Annotated in this window: 18 protein-coding genes; 15 read left to right on the top strand and 3 right to left on the bottom strand. The window is 68.4% G+C overall.

Features of this window, described 5'->3' with window-relative positions:
- Nucleotides 1-70 precede the first annotated feature (70 nt).
- Together AB0M01_RS36550 and AB0M01_RS36545 are read right to left on the bottom strand one after the other, a co-directional pair.
- A complete protein-coding gene (locus AB0M01_RS36550) occupies nt 71-802 on the bottom strand; it encodes an acyltransferase family protein (protein ID WP_363677116.1) in 732 nt (243 codons plus the stop codon).
- Nucleotides 799-2,043 (bottom strand): acyltransferase, encoded by a 1,245-nt coding sequence (locus AB0M01_RS36545; protein WP_363677115.1) that lies wholly within the window; start codon nt 2,041-2,043, stop codon nt 799-801. Before AB0M01_RS36545 ends, AB0M01_RS36550 begins: the two co-directional genes overlap by 4 nt.
- A gap of 195 nt (nt 2,044-2,238) precedes the next feature.
- Between AB0M01_RS36545 and AB0M01_RS36540 the strand changes: the two genes are divergently transcribed.
- From AB0M01_RS36540 to AB0M01_RS36470, 15 genes are all read left to right on the top strand, one after another.
- Nucleotides 2,239-3,186: an ABC transporter ATP-binding protein gene (locus AB0M01_RS36540; RefSeq protein ID WP_363677113.1), complete on the top strand. Its 948-nt coding sequence runs from the start codon at nt 2,239-2,241 to the stop codon at nt 3,184-3,186.
- Nucleotides 3,183-3,956 carry an ABC transporter permease gene (locus tag AB0M01_RS36535; RefSeq protein WP_363677111.1) on the top strand — a complete coding sequence of 258 codons (774 nt, stop codon included), beginning with the start codon at nt 3,183-3,185 and terminating at the stop codon, nt 3,954-3,956. The genes AB0M01_RS36540 and AB0M01_RS36535 overlap by 4 nt, the downstream gene beginning before the upstream one ends.
- Before the next feature lies 1 nt (nt 3,957).
- Nucleotides 3,958-4,785, top strand: a complete 828-nt coding sequence (locus AB0M01_RS36530) for an ABC transporter permease (protein WP_363677109.1) — start codon at nt 3,958-3,960, stop codon at nt 4,783-4,785.
- Nucleotides 4,782-6,101: an MCE family protein gene (locus AB0M01_RS36525; protein ID WP_363677107.1), complete on the top strand. Its 1,320-nt coding sequence runs from the start codon at nt 4,782-4,784 to the stop codon at nt 6,099-6,101. The genes AB0M01_RS36530 and AB0M01_RS36525 overlap by 4 nt, the downstream gene beginning before the upstream one ends.
- Entirely contained in the window at nt 6,098-7,132 is a 1,035-nt protein-coding gene (locus AB0M01_RS36520; RefSeq protein WP_363677105.1) for an MCE family protein, read from the top strand. The genes AB0M01_RS36525 and AB0M01_RS36520 overlap by 4 nt, the downstream gene beginning before the upstream one ends.
- Nucleotides 7,129-8,142 carry an MCE family protein gene (locus AB0M01_RS36515; protein WP_363677104.1) on the top strand — a complete coding sequence of 338 codons (1,014 nt, stop codon included), beginning with the start codon at nt 7,129-7,131 and terminating at the stop codon, nt 8,140-8,142. Before AB0M01_RS36520 ends, AB0M01_RS36515 begins: the two co-directional genes overlap by 4 nt.
- Nucleotides 8,139-9,338, top strand: coding sequence for an MCE family protein (locus AB0M01_RS36510; protein ID WP_363677103.1), 1,200 nt, complete (start codon nt 8,139-8,141; stop codon nt 9,336-9,338). Before AB0M01_RS36515 ends, AB0M01_RS36510 begins: the two co-directional genes overlap by 4 nt.
- Nucleotides 9,335-10,567 carry an MCE family protein gene (locus AB0M01_RS36505; protein ID WP_363677102.1) on the top strand — a complete coding sequence of 411 codons (1,233 nt, stop codon included), beginning with the start codon at nt 9,335-9,337 and terminating at the stop codon, nt 10,565-10,567. Before AB0M01_RS36510 ends, AB0M01_RS36505 begins: the two co-directional genes overlap by 4 nt.
- A complete protein-coding gene (locus tag AB0M01_RS36500; protein WP_363677100.1) occupies nt 10,564-11,856 on the top strand; it encodes an MlaD family protein in 1,293 nt (430 codons plus the stop codon). Before AB0M01_RS36505 ends, AB0M01_RS36500 begins: the two co-directional genes overlap by 4 nt.
- Nucleotides 11,853-12,365, top strand: a complete 513-nt coding sequence (locus AB0M01_RS36495) for a hypothetical protein (RefSeq protein WP_363677098.1) — start codon at nt 11,853-11,855, stop codon at nt 12,363-12,365. The genes AB0M01_RS36500 and AB0M01_RS36495 overlap by 4 nt, the downstream gene beginning before the upstream one ends.
- Nucleotides 12,365-12,982, top strand: coding sequence for a hypothetical protein (locus AB0M01_RS36490; RefSeq protein ID WP_363677097.1), 618 nt, complete (start codon nt 12,365-12,367; stop codon nt 12,980-12,982). Before AB0M01_RS36495 ends, AB0M01_RS36490 begins: the two co-directional genes overlap by 1 nt.
- Before the next feature lie 256 nt (nt 12,983-13,238).
- Nucleotides 13,239-16,724, top strand: coding sequence for a DNA-directed RNA polymerase subunit beta (rpoB, locus tag AB0M01_RS36485; protein WP_363677095.1), 3,486 nt, complete (start codon nt 13,239-13,241; stop codon nt 16,722-16,724).
- 65 nt (nt 16,725-16,789) lie between these two features.
- Nucleotides 16,790-20,650 carry a DNA-directed RNA polymerase subunit beta' gene (locus AB0M01_RS36480; RefSeq protein ID WP_363677093.1) on the top strand — a complete coding sequence of 1,287 codons (3,861 nt, stop codon included), beginning with the start codon at nt 16,790-16,792 and terminating at the stop codon, nt 20,648-20,650.
- 199 nt (nt 20,651-20,849) lie between these two features.
- Nucleotides 20,850-22,205 carry a nuclear transport factor 2 family protein gene (locus AB0M01_RS36475; RefSeq protein WP_363677092.1) on the top strand — a complete coding sequence of 452 codons (1,356 nt, stop codon included), beginning with the start codon at nt 20,850-20,852 and terminating at the stop codon, nt 22,203-22,205.
- A complete protein-coding gene (locus AB0M01_RS36470; RefSeq protein ID WP_363677090.1) occupies nt 22,198-22,920 on the top strand; it encodes a maleylpyruvate isomerase family mycothiol-dependent enzyme in 723 nt (240 codons plus the stop codon). The genes AB0M01_RS36475 and AB0M01_RS36470 overlap by 8 nt, the downstream gene beginning before the upstream one ends.
- Here the strand turns inward: AB0M01_RS36470 and AB0M01_RS36465 are convergent.
- Nucleotides 22,917-24,272 (bottom strand): DUF1501 domain-containing protein, encoded by a 1,356-nt coding sequence (locus AB0M01_RS36465; RefSeq protein ID WP_363677088.1) that lies wholly within the window; start codon nt 24,270-24,272, stop codon nt 22,917-22,919. The two genes, AB0M01_RS36470 and AB0M01_RS36465, sit on opposite strands and share 4 nt — an antisense overlap.
- Nucleotides 24,273-24,289: the final 17 nt, after the last annotated feature.

Raw genomic sequence — 24,289 nt, 5'->3', positions numbered from 1 at the left:
GAGCCGCACACCAGCAGTGAATCGAAGGGCGGTCCCGCAAGGGGCCGCCCTTCGGCACGTCCGGGGGAGATCAGCGGGCGGGTGAGCGCCGGTCGATGCGGCGGGCGATCTCGAGGACCGCACGACGGGCCGGTACGCCGACGTACCGGTGGGCGCCCTCGGCGATCAGCACGGTCAAGCCGATCCAGCACAGCGCCAGCAGCGCGTTGGAGAGCGTGCCCGCGTGCACCGGACCGAAGCCGTGGATGACCAGCGTCTGCAGCAGGAACAGCGGATAGCCGATCACGCCGATCCGGACCAGGAACGCCGGAGCCGGCCACGAGAGCGAAGGCAACCGGGCGAGGACGAAGCTCAGCGGCCGGTTGAGCAGCGGGAACGCCACATAGAAGAGGACAAGCGCCGCGACGAACCAGGTCTGGTCCGACCAGACGGCGCGGACCCAGTCACTGCCGTTCAGCTCGCCGAGCAGCAGGACGACCAGCCCGACGACGAGGTACAGCGGAACGATGCGCGCCACGCGGGCCGCGGCGTACCGGCCGAGCACGCGCCGGCCCGAGGCGTAGGACAGGCCCGGGTAGTTGTAGGTGAGCACGAACGCCGACAGGACGAAGAAGAAGACGGCAGCCACCGAGGCCGTCACCTCGACCAGGTCCTGCAGGTACCCCGGCGCACCGCGCCAGACTCCGACCGTCGACGCGACGACCGCGAGCCCGGCCAGACCGCGCAGCGCGGTGACGCCCAGGAGCTCGGGTCTCGGATGCGAGAGAGCGGCGCCTTCGGTGACCGATGTGAGCCCGCTCACGCTGAGGCTCCCGACGTCGTACGCTCAGTGACCGCGGGGCGCGACCGGGGCACCAGCCTCAGCACGGCGCGCCGGGCGGGGACCTCGATCAGCCGGTGCGCGCCCTCGCCGATCAGCAGGCACAGCGCGGCAACGACCACGACACCGGCGTACGACGCCCAGACCGCGGGGTGGTCGAGCATGCTGCCGCGGTCCTTGCCGAGGAACGACAGCAACGGCCGGTGGGTCAGGTAGACCGCGTAGCTGGCCGTACCGAGCGTGACGAGCGCGCGGGTCGCGAAGAACCGCGACAGCCAGGCGCCGGGCGCCGCCGCGAGCGCCAGCAGCAGTACGGCGAACGGCATTGTCCACATCGCGCCGTAGAACGCGGGCAGCATCCAGCGCGCGTGCGAAGGCCCGGCCGCGGCGACCACGAGCACCACCACGACGCACGCCGCCTGCACCCAGCCGGCGACCCGGGTCCGCAGCTTGAAACCGCGCAGCAGCAGGAACGCCAGCGACACCCCGATCACGAACTCCGACAGCCGCGGCAACGGGTTCCGGTAGAGCCAGCGGTGCCCCGACGACGGATCCTTCACCGACAGGAACGCCCAGCCCTCAGCGGTGAACAGCGCGACCAGGAACACCTGGACGGCGAACGCGAACGCGATCAGCCCGACCAGCCCGGCGGCGCCGAAACGCTTGGACAGCAAGGCAACCAGCGGCACCGCGAACGGGAACACGGCGTACAGGAAGAGCTCGACGCAGATCGACCAGCCGGGCGGGTTGTAGCTGGCCTGGCCGATCGCGTAGTCGCCCGACCAGGCCTGGATCGCGAGCAGGTGCCGCCACAACGACTCCTGCGGTACGTCGTGCGCCGCGCGCTGCAGGACCAGGTAGAGCAGCACGACCCAGTAGAGAGGCATCACGCGCGCGATCCGGGCGACGTAGAAGCGCCACAGCCGGCCGGGGGAGGAGACGGTCAGCGTCGAGTAGTTCCAGGCCAGCACGAGCCCGGACAGCATGAAGAAGAGCGGGACGCCGATGTAGCCCGACTGGACCAGGTTGCGTAACGGTTCGGGAGCGGAAGTTGGTAACCCGATGTGATGAAGCACCACGGCGAGTGCTGCCGCGGCGCGGACTCCGGTCAGCGCTAGGATCTCCGAGCGCGGGTGCGGGAGCCGGTCCCCGTGCTGCGGCGAGGTGAGACCTTGCGGCGGCCTGCGCCGCAGCCGGTTCAACCAGGTAGCTGACCGCGGCACGACTTCCTCCGGCACCTGGAACTCTCTGTGATGGCACACAGCACGACGTGCAGGACTGTACCCCGAACCGTTGTCATCACCTGGCAGACAGGGGTTACGGAAAAAGGTACTCGTGCGTAACCTAGGGCACCGCGCCCTCGTTGAGCCGGTGGAACGTCGTCGGTCGGGGGCCAACATTTCCCGTGAGGAGGACCGGTGGGCGTAGAAGTCCGCGTCGAAGGACTCACGAAATCCTTCGGAAAGCAGCTGATCTGGGGCGACGTGTCCCTGACGCTGCCGGCCGGCGAGATCTGCGTGATGCTGGGCCCTTCCGGTACCGGGAAGTCCGTATTCCTCAAGACCCTGATCGGATTGCTCAAGCCCGACAAGGGTCATGTGCACATCGAGGGCGTCGACATCGCCACCTGCCGCGAGCGCGACCTGTACGAGATCCGCAAGCTGTTCGGGGTGCTGTTCCAGGACGGCGCGATGTTCGGCTCGATGAACCTGTACGACAACGTCGCCTTCCCGCTGCGCGAGCACACCCGCAAGTCCGAGTCCGAGATCCGCTCCATCGTGATGGAGAAGATGGAGATGGTCGGGCTGGTCGGCGCGGAGAAGAAGCTGCCCGGTGAGATCTCCGGCGGGATGCGCAAGCGGGCCGGGCTGGCCCGCGCGCTGGTGCTGGAGCCGGAGATCCTGCTCTTCGACGAGCCCGACTCCGGACTCGACCCGGTCCGGACGGCGTTCCTGAACCAGCTGATCATCGACCTGAACGAGATGACCCAGGCCACCTGCCTGATCGTCACCCACGACATCAACACCGCGCGCACGGTGCCGGACAACATCGGGCTGCTGTACCACCGGCACCTGGCAATGTTCGGGCCGCGCGAGATGCTGCTGTCCAGCGAGGAGCCGGTGGTCCGCCAGTTCCTGAACGCGCAGCGCGTCGGCCCGATCGGCATGTCCGAGGAGAAGGACGCCGACGAGCTGGCCCGCGAGGCCGACCAGGAGCTGCCCCCGCTGCCGCCGATCCCGCTGCAGCAGCTGCCGAGCAGCGGAACGCAACGGCCCACCCAGCGCCCACCGGGTGAATGGTGCGAGGAGAACGGAGTGACTCCGCCTCCAGGCTCCTTCGCCTCCGACGTGGTGGGAGCAACGTGACCGTTTCGACCACCGCCCCCCTGAAGGCCGCCGGTTCGCTGTTCGCTTTCGCGCTGGACACTGCCCGCGCGTCCGTACGGCGGCCGTTCCAGCTGCGCGAGTTCCTGCAGCAGGCGTGGTTCGTGGCCAGTGTGACGATCATTCCGACCGCGCTGGTGGCGATCCCGTTCGGTGCGGTGATCGCGCTGCAGGTCGGTGGGCTGATCAAGCAGTTCGGCGCGCAGGCGTTCACCGGGTCGGCCGCCGTGCTGGCCGTCGTCCGGGAGGCTTCGCCGATCGCGACCGCGTTGCTGATCGCGGGCGCCGGTGGTTCGGCGATCTGTGCCGACCTCGGCTCGCGCAAGATCCGTGAGGAACTCGACGCGATGATGGTGCTCGGCATCGATCCCATCCAGCGGCTGGTGGTCCCGCGGGTGCTGGCGACGATGCTGGTGGCCTTCTTCCTCAACGGTTTCGTCAGCGTGGTCGGCGTGATGGGCGGCTACGTCTTCAACGTCGTGCTGCAGGACGGCACGCCGGGCTCCTACATAGCCAGCTTCACCGCGCTCGCGCACCTGCCCGACCTGTGGCAGGGGCAGGCGAAAGCCCTGGTGTTCGGGTTCATCGCCGCGGTCGTTGCCTCGTACAAGGGTGTGAACGCCGGCGGCGGCCCGAAGGGCGTCGGGGACGCGGTGAACCAGTCGGTCGTGATCACCTTCATGCTGCTGTTCGTCGCGAACTTCTCGATGACCGCGATCTACTTCCAGCTCGTTCCGCCGAAGGGGGCCTGACGTGTCGGCCCTGGACTACCTGATCAAGAAGCCGCTGAGCTCGCTCGACCACCTCGGCGAGCAGTTGGCCTTCTACATCAAGGCGCTGGCGTGGTCGGGCAAGTCGATCACCCGCTACCGCAAGGAGATCCTGCGGCTGCTGGCCGAGGTCACCCTCGGTACCGGCGCGCTCGCGGTGATCGGCGGCACCGTCGGCGTGATCACGTTCCTGGCCTTCTTCACCGGCACCGAGGTCGGCCTGCAGGGCTACTCGGCGCTGAACCAGATCGGCACCTCGGCCTTCGCCGGCTTCGTGTCGGCCTACATCAACACCCGCGAGATCGGCCCGCTGATCGCCGGGATCGCGCTGGCCGCGACGGTCGGCTGCGGCTTCACCGCGCAGCTCGGCGCGATGCGGATCAGCGAGGAGATCGACGCCCTCGAGGTGATGGCGATCCCGTCGCTGCCGTTCCTGGTCACCACCCGGATCATCGCGGGGCTGATCGCCGTCGTGCCCCTGTACGTCGTCGGCCTGCTGTCGTCGTACTTCGCCACCCGGCTGACCGTCACCACGTTCTACGGGCAGAGCACGGGCACCTACGACCACTACTTCCATCTGTTCTTACCACCCGGCGACGTGCTCTGGTCGTTCGGCAAAGTGCTCGTGTTCGCCGTGCTGGTGATCCTCGTGCACTGCTACCACGGGTACCACGCGACCGGCGGCCCGGCCGGCGTCGGCGTCGCGGTCGGCCGCGCGGTCCGGACCTCGATCGTGGTGATCAACGTGGTCGACCTGCTGCTGTCGATGGCGATCTGGGGTACCACGACCACTGTGAGGTTGGCCGGATGACCAGACGAGTGCTCGGCGTCGCGTTCATCGGCGTGCTCTGCTTCCTGCTCTGGCTGACCTACGCCTTCTACGCCAAGGTGTTCACCGACACCGTCGAGGTGCGGCTGAAGACCAGCCACATCGGCCTGCAGCTGAACACGCACGCCGACGTGAAGCTGCGCGGCATCATCGTCGGCGAGGTCCGGTCGGTCTCGACCGACGGCGACGAGGCGACGGTTAACCTGTCGCTCAAGCCCGACCAGGTCGAGGAGATCTCCAGCGCGGTCAGCGCGCGGATCCTGCCCAAGACGCTGTTCGGCGAGAAGTACGTCGCCCTGGTGCCGCCGCCGGGCAACGAGAACGCCCGGCACATCCGGGCCGGTGACGTGATCGCCCGGGACAAGACCGCGATCGGCATCGAGATCGAGAAGGTGCTCAACGACGCGCTGCCGCTGCTGCAGGCGGTCGACCCGGCCGACCTCAACGCGACGCTGAACACGCTGGCCACCGCGCTCGAGGGCCGCGGGACCGAGATCGCCGAGACGCTGACCCAGCTCGACGGGTACCTGAAGAAGCTGAACCCGAGCGTCCCGAAGCTGATGGAGGCGCTCACCAAGCTCACCCAGGTCTCCCAGCTGTACGGCGACGTCACGCCCGACCTGGTCCGGGCCCTGCGCAACCTGACCATCACCGGCAACACCGTGGTGGAGAAGGAGCAGCAGCTGCAGAAGTTCTTCACCGACGTCCAGACCCTGTCCGGGACGGCGAACGGCTTCCTGCGCGAGAACGAGGACCGGGTGATCCGGCTCGGCGAGGTCAGCCGGCCGGTGCTCGACCTGCTCGAGCGGTACTCGCCGGAGTTCCCGTGCTTCCTCAAGGTGATGACCGACACCGCCCCGATCCTGAACGACACGTTCCGCGACGGCGCGCTGCACATCAACCTGGAGCTGATCACCAACCAGCCCACGCCGTACCAGCCGAACGAGCTGCCGGCGTACAAGGACAAGCGTGGGCCGACCTGCGTCGGCAAGAACTACAGCCACCCGGGGGAGAAGCCCGGGCCGTACACGCAGCAGAACCCGGCGCCGTACATCACCGGTGAGGACGGCGTGATCGGCGACCACAACAAGCTCGAGCGCTTCCCGCTGAACCTGCAGCTGAACCGGGCCGCGCCCGGCTTCGCGCTGGACACCGGCGGCGCCGGGACACCGGCCGAGCAGAAGGTGGTCAACTCCTTCGCCGGTCCGGCGATGGGCGTCCCGGCCGGCGACGTACCGGACCTGACCACGCTGATGATCGGCCCGCTGGTCCGCGGAGGGCAGGTGAACCTCAAGTGAAGCTGCTCGACCGCAAGACCTCGATCGACAGCGTCCGGCTGGCCATCTTCGTGGTCGTGACCACGGTGGCCACCGCGCTGCTGGCGGTCACGATCGGGAACATCAGCTTCACCCCGACCACGAAGTACAAGGCGGTCTTCACCGACGTCGTCGGCCTGAACAAGGGGGACGACATCCGGATCGCCGGGGTCCGGGTCGGGCAGGTGGACAAGATCGCGCTCAAGGACGACACGCTCGCGCTGGTCACCTTCAGCGTCGACTCCAAGCAGGTGCTCGACACCGCCACCCACGCCACGCTGCGCTACCGCAACCTCGTCGGCAACCGGTACGTCGCGCTCACCGAAGGTGTCGGCGGCGGTCAGCGGATGAAGGAGAACGACACCATCGACAAGGACCGGACCACGCCGGCCCTGGACCTGTCGGTGCTGTTCAACGGGTTCAAGCCGCTGTTCACCGCGCTCACCCCGGCCGACGTGAACCAGTTCGCGTTCGAGGTGATCAAGGTCCTGCAGGGCGAGGGCGGCACGATCGAGAGCCTGCTCGCCCGTACGGCGTCGCTGACGACAACGCTCGCCGACGCCGACCAGGTGGTCGGCGACCTGATCACCAACCTGACCTCGACGCTGCAGATCGTCTCTCAGCGGCAGCAGAACTTCTCCCAGCTGCTGGTCAACCTGCAGCAGTTCATCACCGGCCTGAGCAAGGACATCCAGCCGATCCTCGGCTCGCTCGGCTCGATCAACTCGCTGAACACCAAGACGGCCGGCCTGCTGCAGCAGACCCGGGTGCCGATCAAGGCCGACCTGGACCGGCTGCGGCAGGTCTCGACCACGCTCGACGACACCCAGGCGATCTGGGTGAAGACGCTGCAGAAGATGCCGGACAAGCTGAACACGATGACCCGGACCGCGTCGTACGGCTCCTGGTTCAACTTCTTCCTCTGCGGTTTCGACGGCAACGTCACGCTGCCGCTGGGCACCCGGATCCCGGTCTCGTACGACAACAACTCCGCAAGGTGTGATCACCGGTGAAGCCGTTCCGCGAGCAGAACCAGCTGACCATCGGCGTGGTCGGCCTGACGGTGATCGGGCTGGTCATGCTGGCCGCGTTCAAGGCGCAGGACCTGCCGCTGATCGGCGGCGGGACCAAGTACTCCGCGCAGTTCTCCGAGGCCGGCGGGCTGAAGAAGAACGACGAGATCCGGGTCGCCGGGGTGCGGGTCGGGCAGGTCCGCGGGGTCGAGCTCGAGGGCACCCACGTCCGGGTCGACTTCGTCGTCGACCGCGGCGTGAAGCTCGGCGAGCAGACCGGCGCCGAGATGAAGATCAAGACGCTGCTCGGGCAGAAGTACCTCAAGCTCAACCCGGCCGGCGGCGGCGAGCTGAAGGAAGGCGCCGAGATCCCGCTGGCCCGCACGGTCTCGGCGTACGACGTGGTGGACGCGTTCACCGATCTGGCCAACACCACCGAGCGGATCGACACCGCGCAGCTCGCGCGGGCCCTGGACACGCTGTCGGCCACCTTCAAGAACACGCCGGAGGAGGTGCAGGCGTCGCTGACCGGGCTGTCCCGGCTCTCCCGCAACGTCGCCAAGCGTGACGAGGAGCTGAAGACGCTGCTCAAGCACTCCGACACCGTCACCAAGGTCCTGGCCGACCGCAACCAGCAGCTGATCAAGCTGATGAAGGACGGCAACACCGTGTTCCAGGCGGTGCAGGCCCGGCGCGCGCTGATCCACCAGCTGCTGGTCTCGACCCAGAAGCTGTCCGCGCAGGTGACCGCGCTGATCCGGGAGAACCGCAAGGACCTGACACCGACGCTGCAGAAGGTGAACGCGGTGCTCGCGATCCTGCTGAAGAACCAGAACGCCCTGGACGCCAGCATCAAGGGGCTGGCGCCGTACGCGCGGGTCTTCACGAACACGCTCGGCACCGGGCCGTGGTTCGACACCTACGTGCAGAACCTGGCGCCGGTCCCGGAGATCCCGCTGCCGCCGCTCATCCCGGGGCTGCCGCCGATCCTGGGCGGTGGTGGGCGATGAAGCTCGCGTCGTTCTCCCGGCTGATCGCGATCGGTGTCGTGCTGGTCGTGCTCGCTGTCAGTGTGGTCTCGCTCTGGCCGAACCCGGAGCGGGTCAGCGCCACGGCGTACTTCCCGCGCGCGGTCAGCGTCTACCCGGGCTCCGACGTCCGGATCCTCGGCATCAAGGTCGGCGAGATCGAGAGCGTGACGCCGGCCGGGCGGACCGTCCGGGTGAAGTTCTGGTGGGAGGCCAAGCACAAGGTGCCGGCCAACGCCAAAGCCGTGATCGCGTCGCCGTCGATCGTCGCCGACCGCTACATCCAGCTGACCCCGGCGTACTCCAAGGGCGACGTGATGGCCGACGGGGCGCAGATCCCGCTCGAGCGCACCGCCGTACCGCTGGAGCTGGACCAGATCTACCAGAGCCTGAACGACCTGTCGGTCGCGCTCGGCCCGAAGGGCGCCAACGACCAGGGCGCGCTGTCGCGGCTGCTGGACGTCTCGGCCGCGAACCTGAACGGCCAGGGCACCAAGCTGAACCAGACCATCACCGACGTCTCCAAGCTGTCCCAGACGCTGGCCGGCAACTCCAAGAGCCTGTTCGCGACCGTCCGGCAGCTGCAGACGTTCGTCTCCTCGCTGGCCGCGAACGACGCGCTGGTGAAGCAGTTCAACACGAACTTCGCCGCCACCTCGACGACGCTGGCCGGGGAGCGCAAGGACCTGGCGGCCGCGCTGAACCTGCTGGCCACCGCGCTCGGCGAGGTCGCGTCGTTCGTCAAGGACAACCGGTCGTTGCTGAAGACGACGATCTCCGGCGCCACCGACATCTCCCAGATCCTGGTCAAGGAGAAGGCCGCGCTGGCCGAGATCATCGACACCGCGCCGCTCGGCCTGGGCAACCTGGCCCGGGTCTACAACCCGCAGTTCGGCACGCTCGACCAGCGGATCAACCTGGCCCAGCTGGACGACCCGGCGACGTTCATCTGCTCGCTGCTGATCCAGGCCAACCAGCCGCTGTCGGCCTGCTCGGCGCTGAAGCCGATCTTCGACGCGCTGCCGAAGCTGCCGCTGCTCAGCCAGCTCACCGGCGGTGCGCCGGCCAGCGGCGGCCCGGCCGGTACGCCGTGGGCGCCCGCTCCGGCGCCCAAGATGCCGACGCCCGACCCGGTCGACCCGTCGCTCGGCGGGCTGTTCCCGGAGGGCACGCGATGAGGCGGCGGACGGCGTTCGTGGCCGGCGTGGTCGCGATGGCGACGCTGCTGTCGGGCTGCGACTTCAGCGTGTACTCGCTGCCGCTGCCCGGTGGCGCGAAGATCAAAGGGCCGTCGTACACGGTGACGGTGGAGTTCACCGACGTGCTCGACCTGGTCCCGAAGTCGACGGTCAAGGTGGACGACGTCACCGTCGGCACCGTCGAGAAGGTCTGGCTGGACGGGTTCGTGGCCAAGGTCCGGATCAAGCTGCCGAAGAGTCTCGACCTGCCCGACAACGCCCGCGCGACGATCCGCCAGACCAGCCTGCTCGGCGAGAAGTTCGTCTCGCTGGCGCCGCCGACCGGCGCCGAGAAGCCGCACGGCAAGCTGGAGAACGGCGAGCTGATCCCGCTGTCGCGGACCACCAGCAACGTCGAGGTCGAAGAGGTCCTGTCGGCGCTGTCGCTGCTGCTCAACGGCGGTGGCGTGGCCCAGCTGCAGATCATCACCCAGGAGCTCAACAAGGCCCTGACCGGCAACGAGCCGGCCATCCGCAGCGTGCTCACCCAGCTGAACACCTTCGTCGGGACGCTGGACACCAACCGGCAGAAGATCGTCACCGCGATCACCGCCGTCGACGCGCTGGCCAAGAAGCTGAACGCGCAGAAGACCACGCTGGCGACCGCGATCGACTCGCTGCCGAAGTCGATCAAGACCCTCGACCAGCAGCGCGCCGCCCTGGTCAAGACGCTGCAGGCCCTGGCCACGCTGGGCAACACCGCGACCCGGGTGATCACGGCGTCCCAAAAGGACCTGGTCGCCAACCTGCAGTCGCTGTACCCGGTGCTGACCAAGCTGGTCGAGGCGGGGGAGAACCTGCCGAAGTCGCTGGAGCTGCTGCTCACGTACCCGTTCCCGGACGCCGCGGCGGACGCCGTACAGGGTGACTTCACGAACCTGGTGATCACCCTCGACGTGGACACCCAGAAGGCGCTCAAGGGCCTGATCGGGCTGGACCTGCCGACCGTCGGCCCGACCGCGCTGCCGACGGCGAACCTGAGCCTGCCGTTCCGCAACTCGCCGAAGTTCCCACCGAAGTCCGGCGGCCTGCCGCCGCTGCCGCTCCCGACCGGTACGGCGACCAGCTGCATCACGCTGCTCGGTCTCCCGGTCTGCACCCCGACGCTGAACCGGCCGGCCTTCGACCCCGAGCTGGCCAAGGTCCTGATGCCGGGGGTGGCCAAGTGATCTCCAAGACCGTCCGGGTCCAGCTGATGGTGTTCCTGCTGATCACCGTCGTCGGCATCGCCTACGTCGGCGGCAAGTACGCCCAGATCGACCAGCTGCTGTTCGACGACGACTACACGGTCAGCGCGAGCTTCGCCGAGTCCGGCGGGATCTTCACCGGCGCCGAGGTCACCTACCGCGGCCAGCCGGTCGGCCGGGTCGGGCAGCTGACGCTGCTCGACGACGGTGTCGAGGTCGACCTGGACATCGAGAAGGACCAGAAGATCCCGAACGACCTGGTCGCCGTGGTGGCCAACCGGTCCGCGATCGGCGAGCAGTACGTCGACCTGCAGCCGCGCCGCGACGGCGGGCCGTTCCTGCAGGACAAGTCGAAGATCGCCCGCGCCGACACCGCGCTGCCGATCGACACCACCGAGCTGCTGCTGAACCTCGACCAGCTGGTCAACTCCGTCGACAAGACCAGCCTGAAGACCACCGTCAAGGAGCTCGGCGACGCCCTGCGCGGCAAGGGCAGCGACCTGCAGAAGATCATCGACAGCTCCGGGCTGCTGATCGACGACGCCGACGCGAACATCGCCCAGACCATCAAGCTGATCAACGACGGCAACACCGTGCTGGCCACCCAGGTCGCCAGCGGTGACGCGATCCGGACCTGGGCGAAGAACCTGGCGCTGCTGTCCGACACCCTGGTCAGCTCCGACGGCAGCCTGCGTAAGGTGATCGACCAGGGCTCCGGCGCGTCCGAGCAGCTGACCGGGCTGATCTCGGAGAACCGGGCCGACATCGCCGTGCTGCTGGGGAACCTGCTGACCGTGAACGAGCTGACCGCCGTCCGGCTGGACGCCGTGGAGCAGCTGCTGGTGGTCTACCCGGCGGTGGCGATGGGCGGGTACGTCGTACCGGCCAAGGACAAGGGGACCGGGCACTACGACGCGCACTTCGGTCTGGTGCTCGGCTTCTCACCACCGGCCTGCCGCGCGGGCTACAACGGGACGGACAAGCGGGTGCCGCAGGACACGACCGACAAGCAGGCCAACACGAAGGCCTCGTGCACGGCCGGGCCGAGCACCGGGCAGAACGTCCGGGGCGCGCAGAACAAGCCGTCGCCGTCGTCGCGCGAGGGGCTGAACCGGACCGGGTACGGCGTGGGCTACGACCCGGCGACCGGCGAGGCCGGCGGCACCGGCGGGATGCCCGAGCTGGTGCTCGGCTCGACCGGCGGCCAGGCCGACTACCTGGGCGCGGACTCCTGGAAGGCCCTCATCCTCGGACCGGTGACCGGCAAGTGACCGACTCGACTTCCTCGGTCCGTTCCCGCCGTGGCCCGCTGATCGTGATGTGGGCGCTCAGCGTGCTGCTGATCGTCGCGCTCGCGGGCGTCACGGTCTCGGTGCTGGCGCTGCGCCGGCAGGACGTCCGCGACGAGAACCGGGTCGGCGCGATGCGCGCCGCCCGGCAGCTGGCGCTGGACTTCACGACGTACAAGTACGAGACCTGGGACGCCGACGCGCAGCGGGTGCTGAACGACTCCACCGGGCAGTTCAAGGAGGAGTTCCAGGCCGGGTCGAACTCGGTGAAGACCGAGGTGGTGGCGAACAAGGCGACCTCCAAGGGCGACGTGAAGGAGGCCGCGGTGGTCTCGAACGACAAGGACTCCGCGCAGGTGCTGGTGATCGTGAACGCCGTGGTCACCAACACGGCCGCCAAGGACGGCGTCGAGCGCCGGTACCGGATCAAGCTCGACCTGGTCCGCGACGCCGACCGCTGGCTGACCGCCGACCTGCAGGTGGTCGGCTGATGCCCCGCAAGATCGCCGGCCAGCGCCGGCACGAGAAGCCGGTCACTGTCAGTGAGGCTCCGGAACCGGAAGAAGTCGTCGTCGAAGCGAAAATCGACGAAGAGAAGACAGAGAAGACAGAGAAGCCTGCAGCAGGTCGGACGAACCTGGTACTGACAGTGAGCTTGTCCGTACTCATCGTGCTCGTTCTCGCCCTCGCGGGAGTGCTGGGCGTGAAGGCCTGGCGCGGCCAGCAGGCCGAGGACGCCCGCTCCCAGGCTGTCAACGCCGGCCGTCAGGCCGCCGAGACCGCGCTCAGCTACGACTACCGCACGCTCGACAAGAGCTTCGCCGCCGCCCGCGCGACGATGACTCCGGAGTTCGCCGGCAAGTTCGACGAGACCGCCAAGGTCGCCGGGGAGCTGGCCACCAAGACCAAGGCGACGGTGCGCGCCGAGGTCCGCGAGGTGGGCGTCCGGGACGGCGACGCGGACCGCGTCACGCTGGTGATCTTCGTGAACCAGACCACCACCAGCACGATCACGCAGGGTAAACCCAGGGTCGATCTGAACCGGACCCGGTTCACGATGGTGCGAAACGGCTCGCGATGGCTGGTCCAGGAGATCGCCGGACTGTAGTCTGCTGGTGACTGAGGAACGGATCGACCGGACGGCTCGCGGGTGTCTTCCCGCTCGAGATCCCGGGTCGGTTCTTGACTCAGTAGGTGGTCCGACGGCATAGTGTTGGACCCCATTGGACAGTCTTGCCCTCATCGGGTAGCCTATTGCTTTGCGCTGCCTTTACTCCTCACCCTGGCTCAGGTCAAGACTTGACTAGGGGAGTTCGGCGTGCGCTCCCAGCACCGAAGTTTGCGAGCCCGTGGAAGGACGCCCCTTGGTCGCCTCGCGCAACCCCCAGTCCGACAGCATTACCGACGTTTCCGGCTCACCACGCCGCATCTCCTTCGCCAAGATCTCCGAGCCTCTCGAGGTGCCGGACCTTTTGGCGTTGCAGGTGGACAGTTTCGACTGGCTGGTCGGGAACGAAACCTGGCAGGGCCGTGTGGCCGCCGCCGAGGCCGAAGGGCGGACCGAGCTGTCCGGCCCGTCCGGCCTGGAAGAGATCTTCGAGGAGATCTCCCCGATCGAGGACTTCAGCGGCACCATGTCGCTGTCGTTCCGCGACCACCGGTTCGAGCCGCCGAAGAACACGGTCGACGAGTGCAAGGAGCGCGACGTCACCTACTCGGCGCCGCTGTTCGTCACCGCCGAGTTCATGAACAACGAGACCGGCGAGATCAAGAGCCAGACCGTCTTCATGGGCGACTTCCCGCTGATGACGCGCAAGGGCACCTTCGTGATCAACGGCACCGAGCGTGTCGTGGTCTCGCAGCTGGTCCGCTCGCCCGGTGTGTACTTCGAGCGCACGCCGGACAAGACCTCCGACAAGGACATCTTCACCGCCAAGATCATCCCGTCGCGCGGTGCGTGGCTGGAGTTCGAGGTCGACAAGCGTGACCTGGTCGGTGTCCGCCTGGACCGCAAGCGCAAGCAGAACGTCACCGTCCTGCTCAAGGCGCTCGGCTGGACCGACGCGCAGATCCTCGAGGAGTTCGGCGAGTACGAGTCGATCCGCCTCACCCTGGAGAAGGACCACACCTCCGGGCAGGACGACGCGCTGCTGGACATCTACCGCAAGCTGCGCCCCGGCGAACCGCCGACGCGCGAGGCCGCGCAGGCGCTGCTGGACAACTACTACTTCAACGGCAAGCGCTACGACCTGGCCAAGGTCGGCCGCTACAAGATCAACAAGAAGCTCGGCCGTGACGAGCAGCACGACACCGCGGTGCTGACGATCAACGACATCGTGGCGACCATCAAGTACCTGGTCGCGCTGCACGAGGGCAAGACCGAGCTGGACGCGCCGCAGGGCGAGATCGTCGTCGAGGAAGACGACATCGACCACTTCGGCAACCGCCGGCTGCGCACCGTCGGCGAGCTGATCCAGAACCAGCTCCGCACCGGCCTGGCCCGGATGGAGCGGGTGGTTCGCGAGCGGATGACGACCCAGGACGTCGAGGCGATCACGCCGCAGACCCTGATCAACATCCGTCCCGTGGTGGCGGCGCTGAAGGAGTTCTTCGGCACCTCCCAGCTGTCCCAGTTCATGGACCAGACCAACCCGATCGCCGGTCTGACCCACAAGCGCCGCCTGTCGGCGCTCGGCCCGGGTGGTCTGTCCCGGGAGCGGGCCGGCTTCGAGGTCCGCGACGTGCACCCGTCCCACTACGGCCGGATGTGCCCGATCGAGACCCCGGAAGGCCCGAACATCGGTCTGATCGGCTCGCTCGCGACGTACGGCCGGGTGAACCCGTTCGGCTTCGTCGAGACGCCGTACCGCAAGGTCATCGACGGCCGGGTCACCGACCAGGTCGACTACCTGACCGCCGACGAGGAGGACCGGTTCGTCATCGCGCAGGCCAACGCCGCGCTGACCGACGACGACGCCTTCGCGGAGGACCGCGTGCTGGTCCGCCGGCGCCACGGTGAGGTCGAGCTCGTGCTGGTCGAGGACGTGGACTACATGGACGTCTCGCCGCGCCAGATGGTGTCGGTCGCGACGGCGATGATCCCGTTCCTCGAGCACGACGACGCCAACCGCGCGCTGATGGGCTCCAACATGCAGCGCCAGGCCGTGCCGCTGATCACCGCGGACGCTCCGCTGGTGGGTACCGGCATGGAGTACCGCGGTGCGGTCGACGCCGGTGACGTGCTGGTGTCGGACAAGGCGGGTGTGGTCAAGGAGGTCTCGGCCGACCTGATCGAGATCGCCGCCGACGACGGCACCTACCAGACCTACCGGCTGGCCAAGTTCCGCCGCTCGAACCAGGGCACCTGCATCAACCAGCGTCCGCTGGTCGACGCCGGTCAGCGGGTCGAGGTGAACAGCCCGCTCGCCGACGGTCCGTGCACCGACGAGGGCGAGATGGCGCTCGGCCGGAACCTGCTCGTGGCGTTCATGCCGTGGGAGGGTCACAACTACGAGGACGCGATCATCCTCAGCCAGCGCGTCGTGCAGCAGGACCTGCTGACCTCGATCCACATCGAGGAGCACGAGGTCGACGCCCGCGACACCAAGCTGGGCCCGGAGGAGATCACCCGCGACATCCCCAACGTCTCCGACGAGATGCTGGCGGACCTGGACGAGCGGGGCATCATCCGGATCGGCGCCGAGGTCACCACCGGTGACATCCTGGTCGGCAAGGTGACGCCGAAGGGCGAGACCGAGCTGACCCCGGAGGAGCGGCTGCTGCGCGCGATCTTCGGTGAGAAGGCCCGCGAGGTGCGCGACACCTCGCTGAAGGTCCCGCACGGCGAGAACGGCACCGTCATCGGCGTCCGCGTCTTCGACCGCGACAACGGCGACGAGCTGCCGCCGGGCGTGAACCAGCTGGTCCGCGTGTACGTCGCCCAGAAGCGCAAGATCTCGGTCGGCGACAAGCTGGCCGGACGCCACGGCAACAAGGGCGTCATCTCGAAGATCCTGCCGGTCGAGGACATGCCGTTCATGGAGGACGGCACCCAGGTCGACATCATCCTGAACCCGCTGGGCGTGCCCGGCCGGATGAACGTCGGTCAGGTCCTCGAGACGCACCTGGGCTGGGTCGCCAGCCGTGGCTGGAAGGTCGACCCGGACAGCCCGGAGGAGTGGGCGCAGCGGCTGATCAAGATCGGCGCCGGCGAGGCCGAGCCGATGACGAACGTCGCCACCCCGGTCTTCGACGGCGCCAAGGAGGAGGAGGTCACCGGCCTGCTCGGCTCCACGCTGCCGAACCGCGACGGCGACCGGATGGTCGACAGCACCGGCAAGGCCAACCTGTTCGACGGCCGCTCGGGTGAGCCTTTCCCGGCACCGGTCGGGGTCGGCTACATGTACATGCTGAAGCTGCACCACCTGGTGGACGACAAGATCCACGCCCGCTCGACCGGTCCGTACTCGATGATCACGCAGCAGCCGCTGGGTGGTAAGGCGCAGTTCGGTGGTCAGCGGTTCGGCGAGATGGAGGTGTGGGCCCTCGAGGCCTACGGTGCCGCCTTCGCGCTGCAGGAGCTGCTGACGATCAAGTCGGACGACGTGGTCGGTCGCGTCAAGGTGTACGAGGCGATCGTCAAGGGCGAGAACATCCCGGAGCCGGGCATCCCGGAGTCCTTCAAGGTTCTCGTCAAGGAAATGCAGTCCCTGTGCCTGAACGTTGAGGTGCTCTCGTCCGACGGAAGCCGGGTCGAGATGCGCGACAGCGAAGAGGACGTCTTCCGCGCTGCGGAGGAGCTGGGGATCGACCTGTCCCGGCGGGAGCCGAACAGCGTCGAGGAGGTCTGAGCGGCCTGCCGCTCGACATCAACAGCCACTCGGACCTTCAGTACATCTTTAGGAGATAACACATCGTGCTCGACGTGAACTTCTTCGACGAGCTTCGGATCGGCCTGGCCACCGCGGACGAGATCCGCCAGTGGTCGCACGGCGAGGTCAAGAAGCCGGAGACGATCAACTACCGGACGCTCAAGCCGGAGCGTGACGGTCTGTTCTGCGAGAAGATCTTCGGTCCCACCCGGGACTGGGAGTGCTACTGCGGTAAGTACAAGCGCGTTCGCTTCAAGGGCATCATCTGCGAGCGGTGTGGCGTCGAGGTCACCCGCCAGAAGGTGCGCCGCGAGCGGATGGGCCACATCGAGCTGGCCGCGCCGGTCACCCACATCTGGTACTTCAAGGGTGTCCCGTCGCGACTGGGCTACCTGCTCGACCTCGCCCCGAAGGACCTGGAGAAGGTCATCTACTTCGCGGCGTACATGATCACCGACGTCGACGACGAGGCGCGGCACCGCGACCTCGCGTCGCTGGAGGGCCGGACCGACGTCGAGCGCAAGCAGCTCGAGAACCGGCGCGACAACGACATCGAGACCCGGATGAAGAAGCTGGAGGAGGACCTGGCGCAGCTCGAGGCCGAGGGCGCCAAGGCCGACGTCCGGCGCAAGGTCAAGGAAGGCGCCGAGCGTGAGGTCAAGCAGCTGCGCGACCGTGCGCAGCGCGAGATCGACCGCCTCGACGAGGTCTGGACCCGGTTCAAGAACCTGAAGGTCCAGGACCTCGAGGGTGACGAGATCCTCTACCGCGCCATGAAGGAGCGGTTCGGCAAGTACTTCGAGGGCGCGATGGGTGCGGCCGCGATCCAGCGCCGGCTGCAGACCTTCGACCTGAAGGCCGAGGCCGACAACCTGCGCGAGACGATCAAGACCGGTAAGGGCCAGCGCAAGACCCGCGCCCTGAAGCGGCTCAAGGTCGTCACCGCGTTCCTGGCCACCAACAACAGCCCGATGGGCATGGTGCTCGACTGCGTCCCGGTGATCCCGCCGGACCTGCGGCCGATGGTCCAGCTCGACGGTGGCCGGTTCGCCACCTCGGACCTGAACGACCTGTACCGCCGGGTGATCAACCGGAACAACCGCCTCAAGCGGCTGCTCGACCTCGGCGCGCCCGAGATCATCGTCAACAACGAGAAGCGGATGCTGCAGGAGGCCGTCGACGCGCTGTTCGACAACGGCCGCCGCGGCCGTCCGGTCACCGGCCCGGGCAACCGGCCGCTGAAGTCGCTGTCCGACATGCTCAAGGGCAAGCAGGGCCGCTTCCGTCAGAACCTGCTCGGCAAGCGCGTCGACTACTCCGGCCGTTCGGTCATCGTGGTCGGCCCGCAGCTGAAGCTGCACCAGTGCGGTCTGCCGAAGGCGATGGCGCTGGAGCTGTTCAAGCCGTTCGTGATGAAGCGGCTGGTCGACCTCAACCACGCGCAGAACATCAAGTCCGCCAAGCGGATGGTCGAGCGTCAGCGCGCCCAGGTCTGGGACGTGCTGGAAGAGGTCATCACCGAGCACCCCGTGCTGCTGAACCGTGCGCCCACCCTGCACCGGCTGGGTATCCAGGCGTTCGAGCCGCAGCTGATCGAGGGCAAGGCGATCCAGATCCACCCGCTCGTCTGCTCCGCGTTCAACGCGGACTTCGACGGTGACCAGATGGCGGTGCACCTGCCGCTGTCGGCCGAGGCCCAGGCCGAGGCGCGGATCCTGATGCTGTCGACGAACAACATCCTGAAGCCGGCCGACGGCCGTCCGGTCACGATGCCGACCCAGGACATGATCATCGGCATCTACTTCCTGACCATGCTGAAGGACGGTGCGCTGGGCGAGGGCCGGGCGTTCGGTTCCGTGGCCGAGGCCCTGATGGCCTTCGACCGCAAGGAGCTGTCGCTGCAGGCCAAGATCACCCTGCGCCTGGACGAGGCGGCCGCGCCGGAGGGTGCGCTCGAGCTCACCGACGGCGGGTTCTCGCTGGAGACGACGCTGGGTCGCGCCCTGTTCAACGAGGCGCTCCCGGCCGACTACACCTTCGTGGACGCCGAGGTCGGCAAGAAGCAGCTGGGCTCGATCGTCAACGACCTGGCCGAGCGCTACTCCAAGGTCCAGGTGGCGAACTGCCTGGACGCGCTGAAGGACCTCGGTTTCCGCTGGGCCACCCGTTCGGGTGTCACGGTGTCGATCGACGACTTCAGCACGCCGCCGTCGAAGCCCGAGATCATGGCCCGCTACGAGTCGCAGGCCGAGAAGGTCCAGAAGCAGTTCGAGCGGGGTCTGATCACCTCGTCCGAGCGGCGTCAGGAACTGATCGAGATCTGGACCGGAGCCAACGCCGAGGTCGGCAAGGCGATGGAGGAGAACTTCGAGAAGGCCAACCCGATCTGGATGATGGTCCACTCGGGTGCCCGAGGCAACATGATGCAGATCCGGCAGATCGCCGGAATGCGTGGCCTGGTGGCCAACCCGAAGGGCGAGATCATCGCCCGGCCGATCAAGTCCAACTTCCGCGAGGGCCTGTCGGTGGTCGAGTACTTCATCGCCACCCACGGTGCGCGGAAGGGTCTGGCCGACACCGCGCTGCGGACCGCCGACTCCGGGTACCTGACCCGTCGTCTGGTGGACGTCTCGCAGGACGTCATCATCCGCGAGGAGGACTGCGGCACCGAGCGCGGCCTGCCGAAGAAGATCGGCGAGCCGGGTCCGGACGGCCGTACCGTGCACGCCGAGAACGTCGAGACCAGCGCGTACGCACGCACCCTGGCCCAGGACGTGACCGGTCGCGACGGGACCGTCGTACTGACCGCGGGCAGCGACCTGGGCGACGTGTCCATCGCGGCCCTGGTCGAGGCCGGTGTCGAGGAGGTCAAGGTCCGCTCCGTGCTGACCTGTGACGCCAAGACCGGGACCTGCGCCAAGTGCTACGGGCGTTCGCTGGCCACCGGCAAGACGGTCGACATCGGCGAGGCGGTCGGCATCATCGCGGCCCAGTCCATCGGTGAGCCCGGTACGCAGCTGACGATGCGGACCTTCCACACCGGTGGTGTCGCGGGTGATGACATCACCCACGGTCTGCCGCGTGTGGTCGAGCTCTTCGAGGCCCGCCAGCCCAAGGGCAAGGCGCCGATCTCGGAGGCCGCCGGCCGGATCTCGATCGAGGACACCGACAAGACCCGGAAGCTGGTGCTCACCCCGGACGACGGTTCCGAGGAGGTCGCCTACCCGGTGTCGAAGCGTGGCCGCCTGCTGATCGAGGAAGGTCAGCACGTCGAGGTCGGTCAGCAGCTGACGCAGGGTACGCCGGACCCGCAGGAAGTGCTGCGGATCCTGGGTGTGCGCAAGGCGCAGGAGCACCTGGTCGACGAGGTCCAGGCCGTGTACCGGTCGCAGGGTGTGGCCATCCACGACAAGCACATCGAGATCATCGTCCGGCAGATGCTGCGCCGGGTCACGGTGATCGAGTCGGGCGACGCCCAGCTGCTGCCGGGTGAGCTCGCGGACCGGATCATGTTCGAGGCGGAGAACCGCCGCGTCGTGGCCGAGGGCGGTACGCCGGCCTCGGGCCGTCCGGTGCTGATGGGCATCACCAAGGCGTCGCTCGCGACCGAGTCGTGGCTGTCGGCCGCCTCCTTCCAGGAGACGACCCGGGTCCTGACCGAGGCCGCGATCCACGGCAAGTCCGACTCGCTGGTCGGTCTGAAGGAGAACGTGATCATCGGAAAGCTGATCCCGGCGGGTACCGGCATGGACCGTTACCGCAACATCCGGGTGGAGCCCACCGAGGAGGCGAAGGCCGCGATGTACTCGATGGTCGGCTACGAGTCGTACGACTACGACTTCGGGCCGTCCGCCGGGCAGTCGGTCCCGCTGGACGACTTCGACCTCGGTTCCTACCAGAACTGAGCCGAAGCACCACACACCGCCGAGGGCGGCATCCCCACCAGGGGGTGCCGCCCTCGCGGCGTTCCGGGGGTGCCGGCGGCCGGCGTACGGCGTACCTCAAACGCTTGTCCACGGTCGTTTCCGGCGTGTCGGAACAGGTCTGGCCGAGCCTCGCGGGGTGGCGGCTGCAAGTGTCCGTGGGATAGGCCAAGATGACTCCATGACGGATCTCCCGCCCTACCTGCGGCCCTTTGTTCTGCCGGTCGCCGACACCGGGGAGGTGCGGGTGGAACGGGTCGGTCAGGTCGACCTCTACCACCCGGCCGGTACGGCGCGGACGGGTGCGATCCTCTTGGTGCACGGGGGTCCCATGCCGCCCGATCTCGAGGTGCTGCCTCGGGACTGGCCGGTGTTCCAGGGATACGCGACCGCGGCTGCCCAGCGCGGTCTGGTGGCTGCTGTGGTCGACCACGGACTGATCCGTGGCTACGACCAGCTGGTGGCCGCAGCCGACGACGTGGAGGCCGCCGTCGGTGTACTGCGGGCCGACCCTCGGGTGGATCCGGGGCGCGTCGCGCTCTGGTTCTTCTCCGGCGGCGGACTGCTCGCGGGGGAGTGGCTGGACAGCCGGCCGGACTGGCTGCGCTGCCTGCTGCTGACCTACCCCCTGCTCGCCACCCCGCCCGGCGTCGACGTACTCGTCGACGCCACCGAGGTGATCGGCAAACACAAGGATCTGGCCGTACTGCTGACCCGGGTCGGACGCGAGCGTGAGGAACTCGCGGGCCCGGTCGAGGAGTTCGTCTCCGCCGGCGGGACCGCGCTGGACATCATCGACGTACCGAAAGGGCAACACGGCTTCGACATGCTCGACCACACCGAAGAATCCCGCGCCGCGGTCACCAAGGCGCTGGACTGGGCCATCGCCCACCTGGGCGAAGACCCCACCGCGACCTCCACCTCCACCCTCCCGATCCCCACTCCCACCACCGAGCCGGCTCCGCGGAAGACCGCGCCCGAAAGCCGGAAGCCTCCCCGGGCGACCACGTCGGCCGGGGCGACGACCTCGGCCGGCGCGACCACGTCGGCCGGGGTGACGACCTCGGCCGGCGCGACCACCTCGGCCCGCGCGACCACCGCCGAAGGCGGTAGGTCTTCCGGGGCGGCCGGCTCATCCACTCCCACCTCCACCCCCGTTCCGTCAGTGGCGCCTGATCTGACGGCTGTGGTGGCGACTGCGTTCTCGTTCGACACTCCCGCGACGCGGGTGATCGATCGCGAGCACTCGACGTACGCCGCGCACGACCTCGAAGCGTTCCTCGCGCTCTACTCGCCGACCGCGCAGCTGCAGTTCGCGGACGGCGCGGTGCTGCGCGGGCGGCGGTCCCTGCGCGAGTACTACCGGCCGCTGTTCGACGCCGGCAGGTGCAAGACCGAGCTGCAGCAGCGGATGATGCTGGGCGAGTGGGTGGTGGAGCAGGCCGTCCGCCACGACACCGACCAGGGTCCGCTGCCGACGATCGTGCTGTACCGCGTGCAGGACGGGCTGATCGTCGAGGTCCGTTTCCTTGCTTGACCTGCTCGGGGAGCTCGACCGCACCGCGGCGGAACTGGCGGAGGTCTTCGACTCCGTCGACCCGTCCGCCGCGGTGCCGAGCTGCCCGGGCTGGACGGTCGCCGACCTCGCGCTGCACATCGGCTCCGGCCAGCGCTGGTCGGCGTCCGTCCTGCTGTCCGGTCGCGAGCAGCAGCGCCCGGAGGTGCTGCTGACGACGATCTCCTGGTCCGACTGGTACGCCGGTACGACGGCCGCCCTGCTCGCCGCGATCCGCGCGGTCGACCCGGCCGAGCCGTGCTGGAACTTCGCGCCGGTCGACCAGCGGGCGGCCTTCTGGCCGCGGCGAAGGCTGCACGAGACGACCATCCACCTGGTCGACGCCCACCAAGCAGCGGGCAGAACAACCGACGGGATCTCCCCTGTGGTTGCTGCTGATGGGGTCGACGAAGTGTTCGAGGTGTTCATGCCGCGGGTGCTGGCGCGGGGGTTCGCGCCGGCGGTGACACGGCGGATGGGTGTGCTGGCTGTCGACACCGGGGACGCGTGGACGCTGACACCAGGGGAGGGCGCTCCGGGTGTCGAACGAGGCCGCGCCGACGGCGACATCGTACTCAGCGGGCGGGCTGAGGACCTTCTACTCGCGTTGTGGAAGCGGATCCCACCGGCGCAGTTGACGATCGAGGGCGATCAGCAAGTAGCCGCTGACTTCTTCGCTCAGCGCGTGACCTCCTAGCCCATCAGCCCCAGCGGCTTCGGCTTCCAGCCCGGGAACACCTTCCCGGCCTGCGCCTCGCTCAGACCGAGCCGGCCCATCACCACGTCCGACAGCACGTCGCGGTAGTCGTTCGTCCCCGGCACGTCACCCTGGTCGAGCACCTTCGGCGACAACCCCTCCCACCGCCCGTGCACCCCACCCTTGACCCGGCCGCCGAGCACCAGCGCCACCCCGCCGTGCCCGTGGTCCGCGCCGCTGTTGCCGTTCTGCTCGACCCGCCGGCCGAACTCGCTCATCGTCACCACCGTCGTGTTGTCGAGCTCCGGCCCGAGCTCCGCGGTGAACGCCGCCAGTCCCTCGGCGACCGTCTTCAGCGACCGTGTCAGATCGCCGTTCTCGACCGTCCCGATGTCGGTGTGCATGTCCCACCCGCCAAGATCCACGGCCGCCACCCGGACGCCCGCCTTGTTCCGGATCAGCTGCGCGAGCGTCGCCAGCGACGCCCCGAACTCACCGTCGGGATACCCGCGGTCCTTGGGCGCGGTCTGGATCGCCTGCTGGTAGCTCTGCGCCTTCGCCGACGCCTGCAACGCGGCCAGCCCTTGGACGCCGAGCGGATGGTCGATCCCCGTGTACAACGTCTCCAGCGCCTTCAACGTCTGCGGCGCCACCCCGTCGATCCCCTTGACCGAGAAGTCCTTCAGCGACGTCAGCATCACCGGGTTGGTCGGCCCGAGCAGCGACCGCGTCATCCGCGCACCGATCCCGAGCCCGCGGAACGTCGTACCAGGCCCCAGCTGGGCGATCACCCGGTCGAGCCACCCGGACTGCACCGACGACCGGGCCGCACCACCGCGCTCGAGACAGTCCTGCGCCTGGAAGTGACTGCGGGTCAGGTCCGGCGTCGACACCGCCGGTACGGCGGCCAGCCGGCCGGCCGCGATCAGCGGCGTGAGCGGCGCCATCGCCGGGTGCAGCCCGAAGTCCCGCCCGAACTCGATCAGCGAAGCACCCCGTACGGCGATGCCCGGCCGCGCCTTCAGCAGCTGCGGGTCGTCGGCCGGGACGAGGACGGACAACCCGTCCATTCCGCCGCGCAGGAAGATCACCACCAGCGTGCCCGTCGACTCGGCGCCGGGCGCGGCCCAGGAGATCCGGGTCGTCACCAGCTGGTCGGCGACCGCCGCGACGCCGACGCCGAGGCCACCCGCGAGCAGCCGGCGCCGGGTGAACCCGTGGCTCCACTTCTCCCGGCGCTCGTCGGACTCGCCGGCGACGGCGGCGGCCTGCGCACGGACGGCGGCGTCGGCGGGAGTCGGGCCGAGCCGCTGCCAGTCGGGGCAGTCGGGGTGGAGTGAGGAGAGATTCATGGGCGAGGACTCCTACG

The sequence above is a fragment of the Kribbella sp. NPDC051770 genome (assembly GCF_040681455.1).
Taxonomy (GTDB): Bacteria; Actinomycetota; Actinomycetes; order Propionibacteriales; family Kribbellaceae; genus Kribbella.
The sequence above is the reverse complement of the archived record's forward strand: the minus strand, read 5'-3'. Positions and strand labels throughout refer to the sequence as shown.

Excerpts from the sequence above, each read along its gene's own strand:
- AB0M01_RS36475 (WP_363677092.1), top strand. The coding sequence starts at position 20,850 with ATGACGGATCTCCCGCCCTACCTGCGGCCCTTTGTTCTGCCGGTCGCC.
- AB0M01_RS36510 (WP_363677103.1), top strand. The coding sequence starts at position 8,139 with ATGAAGCTCGCGTCGTTCTCCCGGCTGATCGCGATCGGTGTCGTGCTG.
- AB0M01_RS36465 (WP_363677088.1), bottom strand. The coding sequence starts at position 24,272 with ATGAATCTCTCCTCACTCCACCCCGACTGCCCCGACTGGCAGCGGCTC.
- AB0M01_RS36505 (WP_363677102.1), top strand. The coding sequence starts at position 9,335 with ATGAGGCGGCGGACGGCGTTCGTGGCCGGCGTGGTCGCGATGGCGACG.
- AB0M01_RS36525 (WP_363677107.1), top strand. The coding sequence starts at position 4,782 with ATGACCAGACGAGTGCTCGGCGTCGCGTTCATCGGCGTGCTCTGCTTC.
- AB0M01_RS36490 (WP_363677097.1), top strand. The coding sequence starts at position 12,365 with ATGCCCCGCAAGATCGCCGGCCAGCGCCGGCACGAGAAGCCGGTCACT.